The sequence below is a fragment of the Chitinophaga arvensicola genome (assembly GCF_900110835.1).
Classification (GTDB): domain Bacteria; phylum Bacteroidota; class Bacteroidia; order Chitinophagales; family Chitinophagaceae; genus Chitinophaga; species Chitinophaga arvensicola.
In genome coordinates, this window is the sequence record NZ_FOJG01000001.1 from 3,109,199 (window position 1) to 3,128,072 (window position 18,874).

Consider the following 18,874-nt stretch of genomic DNA (forward strand, 5'->3'; position numbering starts at 1 on the left):
TCGAATGTTTGATGATTTAAATTAGTGGCTGTTATACCACTGCTTTTCCTATTAAAGTGCCCGATGTGCAACTTTCTATCTTCACCATAACGTAATCACCCTTTTTAAAGTTTTCTTTCGGAAAAACGATTACCTTATTCTGATCATTGCGGCCAAAGAGCTGTTCTTCGGAACGCTTGGAAGTACCTTCTACCAGTACTTTAAAGGTTTTACCTACTTCCAGCAACATGTTTTCCTGTACAATGTTACGGTGTTGTTCCACTATTTCCGCCAGCCTTCTTTTCTTCACGTCTTCCGGAATATCATCGGTGTAGCGGCGTTCCGCCAGCGTACCGGGACGCTCGGAATAGAAGTACATATAGGCCAGGTCGTAGCGGGTTTGTGCCATCAGGGTCATTGTTTCCTGGTGATCTTCTTCCGTTTCCGTACAGAAACCGGTGATGATATCAGTAGACAAGCCACAGTCGGGGAGCAGCTCACGGATACGCGCTACCTTTTTAATATACCATTCGCGGGTATAGGTGCGGTTCATGAGTTGTAAGATCCTGGAACTGCCGCTTTGTACGGGCAGGTGAATATAGTTACAGATGTTATCGTACTTCATCATAATGAAAAGTACCTCATCTGTGATATCTTTTGGATGGGAGGTGCTGAAACGTACTCTCAGCAAAGGATTGATAAGGGCTACTTTTTCAAGCAGCATCGCAAAAGTGATGGTTTCACTGCCATCGTCGCTGGTCCAGTAGTAAGAGTCTACGTTCTGGCCCAGGAGGGTCACTTCGCGGTAGCCGTTGGTAAACAGCTCGGCGGCTTCCCTGACAACAGAATATGCATCGCGGCTGCGTTCACGGCCACGGGTAAACGGTACTACGCAGAAGGAACACATATTATTACATCCCCGCATAATGGATACAAAGGACGTAACACCGTTGTTATCCAGTCGCACCGGACTGATATCGCCATAGGTTTCTTCGCGGCTCAGCAATACATTCACCGATTTCTGTCCGCCGCCGGCTTCTGCTATCAGTGCTGGAAGACTGCGGTAAGCATCCGGACCCACTACCAGGTCCACCAATTTTTCTTCTTCCAGCAGTTTGCCTTTAATACGCTCGGCCATACAGCCTAAAACGCCCACCAGCATACCAGGGGTCTGCTGTTTTATTTTTCTGAATTCAGTTAAACGTTTACGGACGGTCTGCTCTGCTTTTTCGCGGATAGAGCAGGTATTCAGGAGGATCAGACTGGCTTCTTCGGCATTGCGGGTAGGGCCGTAGCCTTCTTCTCCGAGGATAGAAGCTACGATTTCACTATCGTTGAAATTCATGGCGCAGCCATAACTTTCGATGTAGAATTTTTTAGTATATGTTTGGGTGCCAGTCGTTTCAGGAGCAAAAGCTTCTCCCTGGCGACTTTCATCATGCACTTTGGTATCCAGATCAAGCATCCTGACAAAAATTTTGGAAGGCAAAAATAGGTAATAAAAACAACAAAATGACAGAATGGCAGAAAATAGTATTTCCGGATCCTTAATGTTCATTTACAGCATTTGTTTTAGCACAATGCTATATGAAAGAACATTAAAAACCCGGAAATAAACCGGAAAGGCCGGCTAAAGATTTATGCTGTCTTTACACCCAGCTTTTTCGCAATCCAGCTATCTTTCAGCGGTTGCAGCCATTGGGTATCCAGTTCCTGCCTGGTTAACACCGTATTATTCAGGTAAACCGTATTTTCATCGATGTAGCCTTTTTCAAGGGCATAGGCCACCTGGGCCATGGGTAATAGTTGTACTTTATCTTTTACAATAAAGCCCAGCAGGAGGCGATCAAACATATTTACCTCATACTGTTTTTCGATACTCTTGATAATCCGAACGGAACTATCTGTGCTGCAGCCACTTACAGTCGTCTGCGATTCATCGGCCATCAAAACAATTACCTGGTTCAGCACTACCTGTCCCCAGCCTTTTACCGGTGCGCCGTGGGCGTTCCATTGTGCTGTGAACTGGTGCAGTTGTTCATTGATTTCCAGTATCTCCTGTTCATTGAATGGTCTGTTGCTCTGGTATATCCAAACCCTGGAGGCGGGAGAAAAGCCTGAAGGGAAGATGTTGCTGGTATTCATGTCACAAATTTAGGTAAATGGATTCATTTCATACTCGCCGCAATTAATTCTGCCAGATCCAGCACCTGTACGGAGTCTTCTTTCCCGGCTTCTTTTACGCCGTCTGTAAGCATGGTCATACAGAACGGGCAATTAGAGGCAATCACAGCGGCCCCGGTAGCCACGGCTTCATGGCCGCGTTCGAAATTGATCCGGGTGCTGCCCTTTTCTTCTTCCTTAAACATCTGCGCGCCACCGGCGCCACAGCAAAGCCCCTTACTTTTACAACGCTTCATTTCCACCAGCTCCGCATCGAGGGTTTCCAGTACTTTGCGGGGAGCTTCATATATATTATTGGCACGACCAAGGTAGCAGGAATCGTGGTAAGTGATCTTTTTACCTTTGAAAGAGCCGCCTTCCTGCATTTTTATCTTGCCTTCATCTATCAGCGATTGCAGGAAAGTGGTATGATGGATCACTTCATAGTTACCACCCAATGCAGGGTATTCGTTTTTCAACGTATTAAAACAATGCGGGCAGGCAGTAACAATCTTCTGTACGGCGTACATATTCATTAACTGTATGTTGTTCTGTGCCATCATCTGGAAGATGAACTCATTACCAGCTCTCCTCGCAGGATCTCCGGTGCAGCTTTCCTCTTTTCCCAGTATCGCAAAACGGACACCCACTTTATCCAGGATAGTCGCAAAGGCCCGGGTGATCTTCTGGGCACGCTGATCAAAACTCCCTGCACATCCTACCCAGAAAAGTACTTCCGGGGTTTCACCGTTTGCGGCATATTCTGCCATTGTCTTAATATGCATCTTTGATTTTTTAATTAATACCTAAAATGATTGCATGCAATCAAATGAAAAGCCGAAAAGTTATGCAACTGTCTAATATTCCGGGTGTATCCTTTGAATTCCGACACCTGCCTGTTTCTTATATCTTTAAGACGAATTCAATATAAAGATAAAAAACAGAACTGCACAAATTTTAAATCATTCATCGCCCCGTCCCGCAACGTGATTTTTCACCCTGACGCTCAAACGTAATTGTCCCGATAAATGAAACTATTATCACGATCATCATTTTAACTTCCCCCTTATTAATAATAATTTTGACCTCAAAAAAAAGGGTGTCATTTCTTAAATCAATAACAGTACTTTTTCTAATGATAGCGTTGATGACGCAATCATTCAGCCGGGTATTTATTGTTGTTGATTACTACGCCAATACCAGCGCTTTTGCAGAGAAATGTGAGAATAAAGCCCGTCCGTCTATGCATTGCAACGGAAAATGCCAGATGATGAAAAGGCTGAAACAGGAAGACAACAGAGATAATAAATCTCCCGATAAAAAAAGTGATAACAGGTATGAACTGATTACCTGTAACGATGCTTCTTTTAAATTAAATATACCCATACCCGTTATTACCACTAAAATACATTTTGTGGAGAATAACAGCGCTGTCTTTAAAATGCCCCGCACCTGCTTCCATCCTCCTTCCTGTAGCTAACTATTCCGCTGATGCTGACCTGAAAAAATAATTGCTGGTATTCTTTATTAAGATACCTGTCGTCTTTTCCATTTCATAATTGTAAATAATGAGAACAATCATTTTATCCGCCTTATTTCTATGCTTCACAGGTATCCTTCACGCACAGACAACACCGGTTGTAAAGGTAGCTGTACTGCTTTATCCGGGCGTAGAACTGCAGGATTTTGCCGGCCCGGCCGATGTATTTGTAAAAGCTGCCGGTGTTACCCGTGGACAGTATGATGTTTACACCGTATCGCTTCAACCCGGAATGATCTATACGGAATCAGATAAGGTGGCCATCAAACCGGCATATCAGCTCACCAATATGCCGAAGCCGGATATACTGGTGATCCCCGGTGCAAGTATGACGGTGATAGAGACGCTGCGGACAGATAGCGCGATGTATTCCTTTATCAGGAAATACAAGGACAGCGCGGCCGTAACAATGTCTGTTTGTACAGGCGCCTATTTACTTGGCAGAACAGGTGCGCTTGATCAGATCAGGTCTACCACCCACTTTTTTGTGGCAGATGATTTCCAGGAGACTTTCCCCCATACTACTTTAATAAAAGATGTGAGATATGTGGATGAAGGACATATTATTACTACTTCAGGCGTTACATCGGGCATAGATGGGGCACTCCACCTGGTAGAACGCTACAGTGGCGAAAAAATAGCTGCGATGGTAGCACGCGGTATGCAATACAATACACACAGGGAAGAGGCCTGGCCGGTAGCTCCTGCGGGCATGAAGTTTCAGCGCTCAAAAAAGAAAGACTAGCCCACAAAACAGGATCATGAGATATTTACCGCTTATTTTTTTGTTTTTGGGAACAATGCCGGTTTGGGGGCAGTCGGCCGATACCTTGAAAAATGTACCATCACATCGCTATACGCAGCAACTGAGTGAAGTGAATATAAGTACGCAGTTGCTCCGTTCAAAGGACAGGGCCAGTAACTATAGCGCCAGGCTGCCATTGCGTTACCTGGAAAATCCGCAGGTGGTAGCTTCTATATCAGGACAGCTTATCAGGGAACAGGGCCTGACGGATCTCAACAGTATCATTACCCGGAATGCACCCGGTGTCAGTAAAGGTTGGGCGGCTGCAGCTTCTTATTACACCGTCCGGGGATTTAATACCCGGAACTATATCCGTAATGGCGTAGCTGCCTATGTGACCGGTGATATCGATATTGCCAACCTGGAGCAGTTGTCTGTTATCAAAGGCCCTTCCGGTACTTTATTCGGAAGTTCACTTGTATCCTTTGGAGGTGTGCTGAACCGGATTACCAAAAAGCCTTTCGACAGTACCCTGGTGGAGATTGGCTACCAGGGCGGCAGCTATGGACTGAGCAGATTTACTGCGGATGTGAATACGCCGTTGAATAAAGATAATACCGCCCTGATGCGTTTAAATGCTTCCTATCATTACGAAGGCAGCTTCCAGGACGCGGGCTTCCTGCGCAGCACTTTTATTGCGCCGGGATTTATATATAAGGCCAGCAACAGGCTGACCTTCCTGCTGGACGCAGAAATATACCTGCGGGAAAGTACTTCTATGCCTCAGTTTATACCAACAGGTCCTAAGCAAACCGGTTCAACACGCACCTGGGCGGCTACTCCGGGCGAACTGGGGCTGGACTATAAAAAGTCTTACAGCAATAACAGCATCACATTGAAAAATCCGAATACCGGTTTTTATGGTCAGATAAATTATAAAATTTCCGACCAATGGATGTCCCAGACAAACCTGATCAGTACAAGAGCAGGAAACACCGGGAACTACCTGACCTTTAGCGTAGCTAAAGGTGATAGCTTACTCGCCAGGAATGTGACGCAATACCCTACAGGTACATACGTGACGAACCAGGTGCAGCAAAACTTTACAGGTGATTTTAAAATCGGAATGTTACGTAACCGGATAGTGGCAGGACTCGAATTTTATCAGCAAACTGCCAATGTTTCGTCGAATGCCTTGAATGGGAGAGGAGGCCGTGCTTCCTTTGACACGTTGAACCTGAACAGCGCAATGCCGGCTTACAGCGCCATCAGTACTTCAGCTATTGATACAAAACTGAGTAAATATAGTGCTGCCTATACTTCCAGCGCCAACTATACTTATGCGGTATATATATCTGATGTGCTGGATGTTACCGACCGTTTGAATGTGATGGCCAGTCTTCGTGCAGATTATTTTGACAACAAGGGAACGACCAATACTACCACGGGTATTCCAACAGGGAATTACAGGCAGACCGCCTTTTCGCCAAAGTTTGGATTGGTATATCAGTTGTTGAAAAACAGGCTTTCTTTGTTTGCCAACTATACGAATGGTTTCCAGAACGTAGCGCCAACAACCCAGCCGGATGGAACGATAACGACCTTTAAACCCCAGTATGCCAGTCAGCTGGAAGGCGGCATAAAAGCGGAGCTGGCCACAGATTTACTTAGCGCTACCATCAGTTATTACAACATCAGCCTGAAAAACACGGTTAGGCCGGATCCTGCAAATCCCACCTATAGTATCCAGGAAGGTATGCAATACAGCAACGGTGTGGAAGCAGACCTGCAATCGCGGCCGGCAAAGGGTTTGTTTTTGAATGCAGGTTTTGGGTACAATAACAGTAAACTGACTTCGGCAGACAGCACCGTGCAGGGGCGCAGGCCTGTAAATTCAGGGCCGGTTACACAATTGAACGGCTATGTGAGTTACGAGGTGGCTGGTGGCCTTGGTATTGGCGTGGGCGCAAATTATGCCGCGAAAAATTTTATCATCAACAACACCACCAACGGACAGTTTTACCTGGATGGCTATACGCTGGTGAATGCCTCGCTTTTTTACAGCCATGCCCGTTACAGATTTTCTATAACAGCAGATAATACAGGTAATACACGATATTATACCGGTGGATTTGGAACTTTTACTCCTGGTGCATTGCGCAGGTTTACCGGAAGTTTGACAGTACAGTTGTAACAGACTGTTTTAAAAAAGAGAGCGGACATTTCAATTTCCTGAAATGTCCGCTCTCTTTTATGTTGATAATTTATTCCCCGGTCCATTTATCCCGGTCATCCATACTGAATTTCCAGGGGGCCATGTTGTTTTCAATATTACTGAACATTCCTGTCCATTCTGCGGGTGCACTTGATTCTTCCATTACCAGCTGGCGGCGGAGTTGCAGGATAATATCCAGTGGATTGATACTTACGGGACATTCCTGTACACAGGCGTTGCAGGTTGTGCAGGCACGTAATTCTTCTTCTGAGATATAATCGCGTAACAGTGATTTTTTATCATCAGTAAAGGCGCCGTTAGCTTTGATATTGCGGCCTACTTCTTCGAGGCGGTCGCGGGTATCCATCATGATCTTGCGGGGCGACAGCAATTTGCCGGTGATATTGGCCGGGCAGGCAGCGCTACAGCGGCCACACTCCGTACAGCTGTAGGCGTCCAGGAGGTTTTTCCAGGTAAGATCCATGACATCTTTTGCGCCAAATTTGGGCATGGTATCAGATGCAGGGGCGTTGGCCGCAAGTTCCGGTTGCAGCATCAGCTGTACTTCGTGTTGTACAGCAGGCATGTTTTCCATTTCTCCTTTAGGTTCCAGGCTGGCATAGTAGGCATTGGGAAATGCCAGGATAATATGCAGGTGCTTGGAATAAGGCAGATAATTCAGGAAAGCAAGTACGCCTGCTATGTGCAGCCACCAGCAGCCGCGTTCAAGCGCTTCCAGGGAACCGTCGGACATACTGCTGAAGAAGTGAGCAAACATACCGGATACCCAGAAGTTGCCCGTAGGAATATAATGTGCAGCGCCTTTGGCCTGCAATGCCTGATCAGCGGAGTTCATTGTCAGGAACAGGAGCATCAGCACTATTTCTGTGATCAGGATATAATTGGCGTCGGATCTTGGCCACCCGTCGAGGTCTTTGCTGATAAAGCGTTTTAGTTTGAGGATATTTCTACGGATGAGGAAGATGGCGCATCCCACCGTTACGAGCACCGCCAGCACTTCAAATAAACTGATCAGCACCGGGTACAGGCTACCTAGTACGGGAACGAATAAACGATGTGTGCCCAGGATACCATCCAGGATAATTTCCAGTATTTCAATATTGATGATCAGAAATCCGGCGTATACAAAAAAGTGGAGTACGGCCACGAGGGGATTACGGAACATTTTCTTCTGGCCAAAAGCCAGCAGCAGGAGGTTTTTCCATCGTTGATCCGGATGATCGTTCAGGTCCTTGTCCCGTCCCAGTAGGATGCTTTTCCGTATCCGGCCTGCCTTTTGGGCAAATAACCAGACCGCAGTCCCGAACAGGATCACAAATAATAATTCTTGTACAATTCGCATTAGCTCAGATTTGACTCTCTAATTTATGTCTTTTTTAGCTATCAGCCGTTAGCGGTTAAGCATTAGTGTATTTGATTTTTTTGCTAAGTGCTAGCTGCTAATGGCGAATTGCTTATTTTTGCACCCATGGAAAGCAGGAACATCATTCTAACACAGGATATCATTCAAAAGAAAATTGAACGTATCGCTTACGAAATCTATGAGCTCAACAGCGATGGAACAGATATCATTTTAGCCGGTATCTGGGACCGTGGCGTTATCATTGCCCATAAACTGGCTGCTATCCTGGAACAGATCTCCCCCCTGAAAATCCATATCATAGAACTGCGTCTGGATAAGCAAAATCCGGGTGAAGTCCTTGTTTCGGAAGAAATCGACTTTAATAATAAAGTGATTGTAGTGGTAGATGATGTGGCCAACTCCGGTCGCACCATGCTCTATGCTTTGAAGCCACTGCTCAAATACCTCCCTAAAAAGATCCAGACGGCTGTGCTGGTAGATCGTAAGCACAAATCTTTCCCGCTGTCTGTCGACTTCGTCGGTTATTCCCTGGCCACTACCTTGCAGGACATGGTGCTGGTGGAAATGAACGGAGACGAGATTGTTTCAGCGTATTTCGAATAAAATTTCCTAGAAATAAAGCGGATGTAGTTTTACGCGTCCCTGGGAATTGATTTCCAGGGTGGGCGCGGGAATTTTCAGCATATTCAATACCTGGAAGATCACTTTAACTCCTTTTTTGCGCGTGGGTATTTTGGTGAAGTCCACATCCGGTGAGAGATAGAATTGCCTGATACGCTGTAAATGGCTGTAATCGCGGTCAATACCATGCTCGTCTGTCCAGGTATTATCCCGGCCACCGATCATATTTTGTGCACCATATCCAACGGCCACATTCAGCCATTTGGGAAAATGACTTTCTTTCCGGAACGAATACAGGTTTACCGACAACCAATAGGTTTGCCCGTTATAATCTTTCAGGGTTCTTTCCCAGAAGGAGCTGCCAAAAAGCTGGTTGGTTTTGTTGTGCAATACCGGGTCAGGATAACGTTCGGGATGTGCAGAGAACTTTAACTGGATCCGTTGTTCATTCCAGACCAGTTCCTGGCTGATAAGCAGGGCGGATCCGATGGCATTGGCGCCCATATCGCCCCAGGAAAAACCCCATTCCGACGAGTAACCATCCAGTACTTCTATTACCGACTGGTAAGCAAACCCGCTCAATCCGCCGATCCAGATCTGCTTCTTCCTCGGTAACCCTGACCAGCGCCACATTTCCCGGCTATACTTTCCGATGAAATAGGCACTGAAAATATGACCGGCTTTGTCCATCTGTTGCCACTCGGGCATGTCGTTGAAAAAATGGAACCCGGACCTGGGGTAACCTTTATACCAGGCGGTATTGAGCGCTGCCAGTCCGGCGCCATAAGTAGCTACGGTTACGCCGCTCAGGATCCATACACGTGATTTGATGGTGGTATCAGGAATAGTGGAGAAGGACACTTTCTTTTGTGCCATACTGCCCAGGTGAGGCAGCAACAGGATCAGGATAAGGTATAACTTCTTCATGCGGGTATATAAACAATACCGGGAATGCCGAAAGAGGAGATTTCAGATTCTTTCAACATTCCCGGTTTTTATCATCTTATGCAGATGACAGGGCTTATTTCAGTTTCAGATCCTGAATAATGCCATTTATTTTCTGATCCAGTTCAGCGGTCACGTTATCAAACTCGCCGGCATTAGCCAGTGGAGCATTTACGCTGAAATAGAATTTGATCTTAGGTTCGGTACCGGAAGGGCGTGCAGATATTTTGCTGCCATCAGCCAGTACAAACTGCAGTACATTGGATTTCGGAAGATCCAGTGCGGTAATATCACCGGTTTTGATATCCCTGATCTGTTGTAACTGGTAATCGTATAAGGTGACTACGGGTGAGCCATTGATGGTTACCGGTGGATTTTCGCGGTATCCGCGCATCATTTCGGCAATTTCTTCGGCGCCTCTCATTCCCTTCTTGGTGATAGAGATCAGGCTTTCTTTGTAATAACCGTAGCGTACATAGATATCGATCAGTTCCTCAAAGAGGGTTTTGCCGTTGCTACGGGCTACCGCAGCCATTTCGCAGATCATCACTACAGATGCAACGGCATCTTTATCGCGTACGTTCTGGCCAATCATGTAACCGTAAGACTCTTCCCCTCCGCAGATAAAGTTTTCCTGCGGCTCTTTGCGGCGGATCAGGTCAGCGATCCATTTGAACCCGGTGAGTACGTTATAGCAGGTGATATTGTTCTTAGCCGCGAATACATCGATCAGATCGGAAGTAACCACTGTTTTGGCGATATAATCGTTTGGTTTGGCCCATCCTTTGCGTTTGCGTCCTTCCACGATGTAGTTGAACAGCAGTACGCCGGTCTGGTTACCATTCAGCAGGATCCATTCTCCTTTGAGGTCTTTTACGGCAATGCCTACACGATCTGCATCCGGGTCGGTACCCAGGAGGATGTCTGCATCCAGTTCTTTGGCTTTTTTCAGGCCAAGGTTCATGGCTTCGGATTCTTCCGGGTTCGGATATACGACGGTAGGGAAATTACCATCCGGGGTAGCCTGCTCCTGTACAACGTTTACATTAGTAAAGCCGTACTGTTCCAGTAACTGTGGTACCTGGGTGATACCGGTACCATGGATGGGGGTATATACTATTTTAAGATCGTGCTGTTGTTTGATGATATCCGGGTTGATGGATAAACTGAGCAATTCCTTGCGGTACGCCTCGTCCACTTCCTGGCCGATGAGGGTGATATTGGCTTCGCCACCGGTCCATTTTACGTCGTCCGGAGAAACGATGTTTTCTACTTCACGGATCACGTTATTGTCGTGCGGAGGTACCAGCTGTGCCCCGTCGTTCCAATAGGCTTTATAGCCATTGTATTCTTTAGGGTTGTGGGAAGCGGTAAGTACCACGCCGCCCTGGCATTGCAGGTGACGGATGGTGAAAGACAGTTCCGGTGTAGGGCGCAGGCTTTCAAAAAGAAATACTTTGATCCCGTTGGCGGCAAAAACGTTGGCTACGGTTTCAGCAAAAAAGCGGGCATTGTTGCGGCTATCGTGTGCAATGGCCACCTTAATTTCCCCGGTAAAGGTTTTTTTAAGATAATTGGCAAAGCCCTGTGTGGCCATTCCCAGGGTATATTTATTCATGCGGTTGGTACCAACGCCCATGATGCCCCGGAGGCCGCCGGTGCCAAATTCGAGGTTACGGTAAAAGGCGTCGTTGAGATCATCGGGGTTACCTTCCTGCATTTTCTTCAATGTGGCAACGGTTTCAGCGTCATAATTCCCGTTGAGCCATTGCGCTACTTTGTTTTGAATATTTATATCCATGGTCTTTTTTTTGTGAGCCGTAAATGCTAAAATGGATTGTAAAGTAAAAATAAAAAAATGAATGTGGGAAATTACACCTTCCAAAAAACATTGAAAATCGTCTGTAATGGTTAATTTTGCGGCCATGAGGCGGTATGAAGATACTTATAAACAAAAAGGATTACGCAAACAGTTAGTTGATAGTATCCGTCAGAAAGGCATCACCGATGAAAACGTACTGGCGGCTATTGGTAATATTCCCCGGCATTTCTTCCTGGACACGGCTTTTGAAAGTATAGCGTACGACGACCGGGCTTTTCCTATCGGGGAGGGCCAAACCATTTCACAACCTTATACGGTGGCTTACCAGACCCAGCTGCTGGAAATAAAACCTTATGAGAAAGTGTTGGAAATTGGTACTGGTAGCGCCTATCAGGCCTGCGTGCTGGCCGAACTGAAAGCCAATGTATTTACCATAGAAAGACAACGCAAGCTGTTTGACCAGGTAAAAACCTTTCCTTTTAAAGCCCAGTACCCTAATCTCCGGTTCTTTTATGGAGATGGCTATGAGGGCCTGTCTACCTATGCGCCTTTCGACAAGGTGCTGGTAACTGCCGCAGCGCCGCATATCCCTGAAAAGCTGCTGCAGCAGATGAAAATCGGGGGTAAAATGGTAATTCCTGTTGGCGGACAGGATGTGCAGCGTATGTTGCGCATCACCAAAATCAGTGAAACAGAGAACGAGCAGGAACTGTTCGACAACTTCTCCTTTGTGCCGATGCTGGCCGGGAAAAAATAAAACAGGGGCCCTGGAGCCCCTGTACTTCTTTTATAACCTTCCGCCTCCTTCTTTAGGCTTTTCTTCTTCGGGTTTCTCTTCTTCTTCCTGCGGTTTCTTTTTCTTGAAGAGGTTAGGATCCATTTTGCCAAAGCGGTACCGTATATTCAGACGGATAAAGCGCGTGGCCCTTTTCCGGTCGTAGTCCTGGATAAAGGTAGCTGTTTCGTAGTGGGAACTGAACTGTTGTGTATTCAGCAGATCCGATACGTTCAGCGCTACTACCAGTGCTTTGGTTTTCAGGAACTCCTTGCGTATTCCCAGATCCATGCCGTTCATGGCCTTAAACGTTCCCTGCGGCTGGATGCGTGGTGAGCGGAAATGCCCGCCTAATTCAATACTAAACTTGCCGGGTAAACGAAATTGGGTGTTTCCGTTCAGGCCATAGCTGAAGTTTTCGTTATTTACCGCAATACTCGTCAGTTTGCTGTATTCTATGTTCAGGTTCGCCCAGATCTTCCACCATTTAGTGAGATTCAGGCTATACGACACATTACCGCCCATATTCTGCTGGGTGGCCAGGTTCATGGGTTTGGTGGTGGTAACGCCGGAAATAGTGTCCAGGGTACTGATACGATCGATGTTGTCGTTTGTTTGCGCGTAGTAGGTACTGGTACTCAGGTAATTATTGGATTTGGGATAATACACGGAGTAGCTCAGTTCAAACTTATTCGACAGCGCCGGTTGCAGTTCCGGGTTACCTACCCGGATGTTTTGCGGATCGGAGTTATTGATATACGGTAGTAACTGATCAAAATTAGGCCGGTCTATACGCGTGGAATAGTTGAATACCAGGCTCTGGTTCTGGTTCTTCGGCATGTTGTATTTCAGGAACACGCTGGGAAACAGGTTAAAGAAGCGGTTATTCACCGTGGTGTCTTTCGTGAAGGAATAGCCTTTTAACTGCGACTGCTCGGCACGGACGCCCACCTGGTAGCCAAGGTTACCGAGTGCGTTGGCGTAATTCACATATCCTGCATAAATATCTTCTTCATAGTTATACTGGTTGGAGAGATCCGGACTGATCATGTAATCCTTTTGGTTCCAGTCGTACAGCGTGGCAATATAGTCGTTGTCGATATGGCGCAGCGTGGCTTTCACACCGGCTTCCAGCTTACCTTTCTTCCCCATGGGAGAAGTATAGTCGGATTGTATATTCCAGAAGCGGTTACCATTATTCCCTTTGTTGCTTTGCCTGTCGGCATTCGGTAGGGTATCTACCCCGGCGTAGTGGTATTGGGTATTATAGTCGCTTCCGCTGTTGCTGCCATTTTTGCTGTAGCTGGCGTAAGCGGTCAGCTCCTGGTTGGGCTTGTCGAAAGTGCGTTTGTAGCTGATGTTGGTGTTATTGTTATTGCTGTTATTGAAACTGCTGTTGTTCCGGTCGCCATGGCGTAGCGACTCCCTTTTCTGATCCATGTAATCCAGCAGGATGTTGTCTCCATTATGGTTGTTATTGAAATTCAGCCCCTGGGAGATGGTGAAGGTATTGTGATCATCCAGGAAGTAATCAAATCCCAGGCGTGCACCGTTGTTGGTATTCCTGTTTTCGTTTTTACTTTTCTGGGAGAAGAACCAGGTATTGCTGCTATCTGCGATGAGGTTCTGGCGTGTGCTGTTACCACTGCCATTTACCTGTTCGTAACGGCCATTATAGTTACCGAAGAAATTAAAGCGTTTCAGGCGGAGGCTGGCATTGGCGCTGCCGAAGCCTTCTCCACGGGTGGCACCGCCTACATTGAACATCACGTTGTAACCGATGGCTTTGTCTTTTTTCAGTACGATGTTGATAATACCACCGCTACCGTTTGCTTCAAATTTGGCAGAGGGATTATTGATCACTTCCACCCGGTCGATGCTTTCTGCGGGAATCATCTGCAGCGCTGTTTTGGCATCTCCGAAGGGAGAGGGCTTACCATCCACATAAATGGTCACGCTTTTACCACGTAGCGTGATGTTATCATCGATATCCACATCTACACTTGGAATATTTTTCAGTATATCCGTTCCCGTACCACCTTCCGCATTGATCATGTTGCCGGCGTCAAATACCTGCCGGTCTATCTGCATGGAGAAGGCGGGTTTTTCTGCTTTGATTTCTACCGCGTTTAATACTTTTCCTGCCGACTGGAGGCCGAGTACGCCGGCGAAGGTATTTTTCCCTTCGGTTACGCGTACTGCTTTTTCCAGCTTCTCATAACCCATGAAGGTAATGCGTACTACATAGATGCCGGGAATAATATTATTGAGTGAAAAAAGTCCTGCCGGTGTGGTATACGCACCTGTTACCATAGAAGAATCTTCCTGTTTCAGTAATACAACAGAAGCATATTCGATAGGTTTATGAGTAACAATATCTGTTACCTTACCTGTAACTTTCAGAGAAGTGGGGATGGGCGTTTGTGCGTTGACGTTATATGACGCAACAAACAACACGACCATGAGTGAGAAAAAATTTCGCATGCGTGGATTTAGCAACTTTAATAATGATACAACAACACTATAAAAGTAATAGGCGTATGCTTAAACGTTCACGAAATATGATGAGTGGTAGCTAAAAAAACATGGCCGGCAGAGTGCTGTAGCACTACTAACCGGCCTGTGGTTTGCATTCACCTTCTTTAGTATCGTTTAGAAACTCTGCATGGGATCACCCATCTGCTGGTCGTTTCCGCTATCTCTCTTTTTCTTTTTAAACAGGGAAGCATCGAATTTTCCGAAGCGGTAGCTGAAGTTAAGTTTCAGTACTCTCGACTCACGTTTACGGATATAGTCCTGCGCAAACTCCGGAGATGCCTGGTTTAACTCATACTGGCGGGTATTGAAGATATCCGATAGGCTGAGTGTAACCGACGCGGCCTTGCTTTTCAGGAAGTCTTTTTTTACTGCCACATCTACCGTACTGAAGCCTTTGATAGTGCCGAGTGCGGAAGAAGGGATCTGGTTGAATCCGCCGCCGCCACCACCACGGCCGCCACCACCGCTGGAGGCTGGCAGTGCAATCGTAGGCGCCTGGTAAGTGGCATTTACCTGCACGGTGAAGTTGGCTGGCAATTTTGTTTCTGAATTTATTTTAGCAAACCAGCTGAAACCATTGTTATCATAGTTTTGACCATTAGCGTTTACTTTCATATCTGTCTGATAGAAGTTCACGTTACTGGTAAGATCCCATCCTTTCACGATCTGGTTTTTCATGGTCAGTTCCGCGCCATAGGAATTGCTTCTGTTGGCGTTGATAAACTGTGTCAGCAGTGTATCTGCACCGATGGGCGTGCTGATGGTGGAAATCATGTTATTGGTATTCCTGAAATATACACTACCGAGGAAGTTATTGTTGCCCCAGTTTTTTACATAGGAAAACTCAAAGCTGTTGGTGTATTCCGGTTTCAGGTTAGGATTCCCTTCGCGCTGATTCTGCGGATCACTGTAATCGCGGTAAGGAATCAGCTGGAAGAAGTTAGGCCGGTTTACCCTGCGTGAATAGTTCAGCTGCAGTTCCTGGTCGTGTTTTAATTTCTGGGAGAGGAAGAGGCTGGGATATAATCCTGGTACCGCTTTCGTCGGCTTGTACTTTGTTCCTCCATTTTCTCCTGCATACACATATTGTTCTACGCGTAATCCTGCCTGATAGCCGAAGTTACCGATGGTATTGGCGAAGTTGGCGTAGCCGGCGTATATTTCTTCGTTGTATTTGTAGTTGTTCGACAGCAGCGGGTTGTTGACAAACGCACCACTGATGGTATCTTTATCGTACACGTTATACAAGCTGGTATAATCCCGCAAAGTGGCTTTGGCGCCTACTTCCAGCTTACCGTTCTTTCCGATGGGATTGGTGTAATCTGTCTGGAAAGTGACGAAAGTGGTTTTGCCGGAAGTGGTATTGTTTTGCAGCAGCGATTGTCCCAAAGGCTGTCCCAGTGCGTTTTGCGCCTGGGTGATATAATCACCGTTGCGGCTGTTGTTGCTCTTGTTATAGTTTACATCAGCTGTCCATTCCTGGTTGGGTTTGGCAAAGGTATGTTTGAAACTGAGTGCTGTGGTGTAGTTACGGAAGCTGAAATCGTTATTGTTCAAACGATTACTGAGGCCGGTCACTGCATGTGTTTTATCGGAGAAGGTGCTGAGCAGGTCTTCGTTATTTTTGAAATCTCCGGCCACGATATTTTGTGAGAGGGAGATGGTATTGCGGTTGTCGAGCATGTAATCAAGGCCGAAGCGTCCGAACTGGAACAGTGGTTTACTGGTACTGTTACTGTTCTGGAAGAGGTAGCTGGTATCTGATTTGGTACCGTTGCGGAAATTGCTTCTGCTGGTGGTACCATCTGCCCAGTTTTGGTTGGCGTTGATGTTATAGTTGGCAAATACGTTGAACTTACCCTGACGGATATTGATGTTACCGCCGCCATTGTATTTGTTGCCGGTACCGATACCCGCGTTTACGGCGCCATTGAAGCCGGCTTTGCGGTTTTTCTTCAACACAATATTCAGAATGCCGGACATTCCTTCTGCGTCATATTTCGCAGATGGATTGGTGACCAGTTCAATACTTTCAATGGCATCTGCCGGAATCTGATCCAGGGTGAGGGTAGAAGGTTTTCCATCTACAAAAATGTTGGGAGAAGCATTACGTACGGTCACGTTACCATCGAGGTCCACATTTACAGATGGTACGCTTTTCAGTACGTCCTGTGCGGTACCGCCAACGCTGCTGAGATTTCTGTCTACGTTAAATATTTTCTTATCGATACCCATGGCAAAAGCACTTTTCTGCCCGGTGATCTCTACGCTTTGCAGGGTTTTTACATTCTGCTGCATTTTGATGTTACCAAGATCCTGATCGGTTGTTTGCGGGGTAATCAATACCTTCTTTTGCATGGAGGTATAGCCCATAAAATTGACCCGTAATATCACCGGGCCAAAGGGGAGGTTTTCCAGGCTGAAATCACCGTTGGATTTGGTGAGCATGCCGGTTACCAGTGAAGAATCTTTTTGTCTTAATAAGGTAACGGAGGCATATTCAATACCCTTTCCGGTTTTGGCATCCACCAGTTTGCCGTATAGATGGCCGATCTGGGGCATGTTTGGCCTTCCGTTTTGTCCTTGTCCCTGTCCCTGCCTGGGAGCCGTTGATCCGGGCGCCTGTGCGGAGGTGTGTACCTGCCACAGGAGTATACCAGCAAGTACTGCGTAGCATTTCTTCATCCTTATTGTTTTTTATCCGGACTTTCTTCTCAGATAAGGACAAATGTATCGGGGTACTGGTATGAATGGTTTGAGATTGTGATGAGTGGAATGATTCCCCGCAGGAAATCGCAAAAATGAGCGCTAAGAGGTCTTAACAGTAGTTAACAGAGTTGACTTTTAACCGTTTAAGAGGGAGATGCCCATACAAATTAATCCGGTAATCAATCCGCTGATGGCGCCGAGTAATTTGAAACTGCGTAGTTCTTTCCGGAGCAGGTCCTGGGTAATGGTTTCCAGTTGTGCTGCGGAGATGCCGGTAATTTTTTGTGCCACCAGGTGCTCCAGGTTCAGGTCCTGTGCTACATTATCGAGGTATTGACGGATCAGGACGGGGAACAGGGTATCCAATTCCGCCACCAGGTGTGTTTTGATCTGGTTCACGATGCTATCGCCGATAAACATGGAGAGTACCGGCATCGCTTTGGGAAGTCTCTCCCGTAAAAAACTATCCAGGTGCGTTTCTACCAATGGAATGATCTTTTGCACCTGTGCCGGATCAGCGAGTTTGTTTTTAATATCTTCCAGGGAGAATTGTTTTGCTACCAGTGTACCGATGCTGCGGGCGAGTTGCGGTTGTTTTTTGGGGAATAGTCCCTGTAAAGTGATAAAACCGAGTTTTACGGGTTGATAGGGGCGGAACAGCAGGTTAACAGCGAGGCTATTGAGTAGCCATCCAATGACAGCAGCAATGAGGGGGAGAAAAAATATCATGGAATGAATTGATTTTCACAAATGTAGAAATTCGGGGCGCAAAAATTAAATGGTTTTTTGAAAGTGTTTACATCTCTGTGAACGTTCCTTGCTTAAATAAATCGGGGAGTCCTTTGCTGAACCATTGCGGTATTTCTGTAGGGGAGATGTGAAAGACCAGCGTATTTCCTTTTTTTGTTGCAAGATGTAATACCAGCTCTTCAGAAGAATCAAGAATAATTAGTTCATCTATCAGATCAAAATGTTGATTTAGTTTATAAAGATTGCCATAGTAATTTTTTTCAATTTCGTATATAGGTACGTTATGCCCTCCATTCATTGCGCGTTTAAAAACTCTATCCTGGGAAACTTCGAGAGTTGCTAATCCCATAAACAGCATATTTACCTGGTAACCTGCTTTTTTAAACAGACCAATTAATGTCCAGCTTTCTTCTTCTGTGAAATGTCCCTCGTATACAAAATCCTCATTTTGTGCAAGGGCTGATTTATATTGTGTTTCGAATGTTTTATCCACGAATTCATCTGCCAACTTCCCGGCTTCCTTATAAGAGCAACGTAGTTGGTTACGGAATTCCAGTTGTTTGACTGATTTTAGTTTATCGCCGTCAAAAGGTGCATGTTTATCAATTAATGCCGTGGGTAACAAATCGGGGCCTGCAGAGGATTTACCTGCTCCATTGGAGCCAGCAATGATATATAGCGTTGGCAC

Annotated in this window: 15 protein-coding genes; 5 read left to right on the top strand and 10 right to left on the bottom strand. The window is 46.2% G+C overall.

All coding sequences use genetic code 11. The features are described from left to right. Window positions 1-31: 31 nt before the first annotated feature. The 3 genes from miaB to BMW79_RS12900 all read right to left on the bottom strand — a co-directional run bounded on the left by miaB (window position 32) and on the right by BMW79_RS12900 (window position 2,927). The gene (gene miaB / locus BMW79_RS12890) at window positions 32-1,444 is read right to left on the bottom strand and encodes a tRNA (N6-isopentenyl adenosine(37)-C2)-methylthiotransferase MiaB (protein WP_089895312.1); all 1,413 of its coding nucleotides are present in this window, start codon (window positions 1,442-1,444) and stop codon (window positions 32-34) included. A gap of 173 nt (window positions 1,445-1,617) precedes the next feature. Further along, window positions 1,618-2,124: a hypothetical protein gene (locus tag BMW79_RS12895; RefSeq protein WP_089895314.1), complete on the bottom strand. Its 507-nt coding sequence runs from the start codon at window positions 2,122-2,124 to the stop codon at window positions 1,618-1,620. A gap of 23 nt (window positions 2,125-2,147) precedes the next feature. Then, window positions 2,148-2,927 (bottom strand): (Fe-S)-binding protein, encoded by a 780-nt coding sequence (locus tag BMW79_RS12900; protein WP_089895316.1) that lies wholly within the window; start codon window positions 2,925-2,927, stop codon window positions 2,148-2,150. Window positions 2,928-3,289: 362 nt separating this feature from the next. Between BMW79_RS12900 and BMW79_RS12905 the strand changes: the two genes are divergently transcribed. The 3 genes from BMW79_RS12905 to BMW79_RS12915 all read left to right on the top strand — a co-directional run bounded on the left by BMW79_RS12905 (window position 3,290) and on the right by BMW79_RS12915 (window position 6,621). After that, on the top strand, window positions 3,290-3,622 hold the full coding sequence (locus tag BMW79_RS12905; protein WP_089895317.1) for a hypothetical protein: 333 nt from the start codon (window positions 3,290-3,292) through the stop codon (window positions 3,620-3,622). An 88-nt stretch (window positions 3,623-3,710) separates the two neighbouring features. After that, window positions 3,711-4,427 carry a GlxA family transcriptional regulator gene (locus BMW79_RS12910; RefSeq protein WP_089895319.1) on the top strand — a complete coding sequence of 239 codons (717 nt, stop codon included), beginning with the start codon at window positions 3,711-3,713 and terminating at the stop codon, window positions 4,425-4,427. Window positions 4,428-4,443: 16 nt separating this feature from the next. Next, window positions 4,444-6,621 carry a TonB-dependent siderophore receptor gene (locus tag BMW79_RS12915; protein ID WP_089895321.1) on the top strand — a complete coding sequence of 726 codons (2,178 nt, stop codon included), beginning with the start codon at window positions 4,444-4,446 and terminating at the stop codon, window positions 6,619-6,621. 70 nt (window positions 6,622-6,691) lie between these two features. Here the strand turns inward: BMW79_RS12915 and BMW79_RS12920 are convergent, their stop codons facing one another. Further along, window positions 6,692-8,005 (bottom strand): (Fe-S)-binding protein, encoded by a 1,314-nt coding sequence (locus tag BMW79_RS12920; RefSeq protein WP_089895323.1) that lies wholly within the window; start codon window positions 8,003-8,005, stop codon window positions 6,692-6,694. Between the two features lie 126 nt (window positions 8,006-8,131). On the opposite strand from BMW79_RS12920, the gene BMW79_RS12925 reads away from it, so the two are divergent. Next, window positions 8,132-8,629 carry a phosphoribosyltransferase family protein gene (locus tag BMW79_RS12925; protein ID WP_089895325.1) on the top strand — a complete coding sequence of 166 codons (498 nt, stop codon included), beginning with the start codon at window positions 8,132-8,134 and terminating at the stop codon, window positions 8,627-8,629. A 6-nt stretch (window positions 8,630-8,635) separates the two neighbouring features. Here the strand turns inward: BMW79_RS12925 and BMW79_RS12930 are convergent, their stop codons facing one another. After that, window positions 8,636-9,574 carry a DUF2279 domain-containing protein gene (locus tag BMW79_RS12930; RefSeq protein ID WP_089895327.1) on the bottom strand — a complete coding sequence of 313 codons (939 nt, stop codon included), beginning with the start codon at window positions 9,572-9,574 and terminating at the stop codon, window positions 8,636-8,638. Window positions 9,575-9,668: 94 nt separating this feature from the next. Then, on the bottom strand, window positions 9,669-11,393 hold the full coding sequence (locus tag BMW79_RS12935) for a phospho-sugar mutase (RefSeq protein ID WP_089896881.1): 1,725 nt from the start codon (window positions 11,391-11,393) through the stop codon (window positions 9,669-9,671). A gap of 124 nt (window positions 11,394-11,517) precedes the next feature. Here BMW79_RS12935 and BMW79_RS12940 point away from each other — a divergent pair, with 124 nt between their 5' ends. Continuing rightward, the gene (locus tag BMW79_RS12940; RefSeq protein ID WP_089896882.1) at window positions 11,518-12,171 is read left to right on the top strand and encodes a protein-L-isoaspartate(D-aspartate) O-methyltransferase; all 654 of its coding nucleotides are present in this window, start codon (window positions 11,518-11,520) and stop codon (window positions 12,169-12,171) included. Window positions 12,172-12,201: 30 nt separating this feature from the next. On the opposite strand, the gene BMW79_RS12945 is transcribed toward BMW79_RS12940, so the two are convergent. From BMW79_RS12945 to BMW79_RS12960, 4 genes are all read right to left on the bottom strand, one after another. Next, window positions 12,202-14,673: an outer membrane beta-barrel family protein gene (locus BMW79_RS12945; RefSeq protein WP_089895329.1), complete on the bottom strand. Its 2,472-nt coding sequence runs from the start codon at window positions 14,671-14,673 to the stop codon at window positions 12,202-12,204. 168 nt (window positions 14,674-14,841) lie between these two features. Then, window positions 14,842-17,412, bottom strand: coding sequence for an outer membrane beta-barrel family protein (locus tag BMW79_RS12950; RefSeq protein ID WP_089895332.1), 2,571 nt, complete (start codon window positions 17,410-17,412; stop codon window positions 14,842-14,844). A gap of 159 nt (window positions 17,413-17,571) precedes the next feature. Continuing rightward, window positions 17,572-18,165 (bottom strand): DUF445 domain-containing protein, encoded by a 594-nt coding sequence (locus BMW79_RS12955; RefSeq protein WP_089895334.1) that lies wholly within the window; start codon window positions 18,163-18,165, stop codon window positions 17,572-17,574. A gap of 67 nt (window positions 18,166-18,232) precedes the next feature. Next, window positions 18,233-18,874 (bottom strand): zeta toxin family protein, encoded by a 642-nt coding sequence (locus BMW79_RS12960; protein ID WP_177192150.1) that lies wholly within the window; start codon window positions 18,872-18,874, stop codon window positions 18,233-18,235.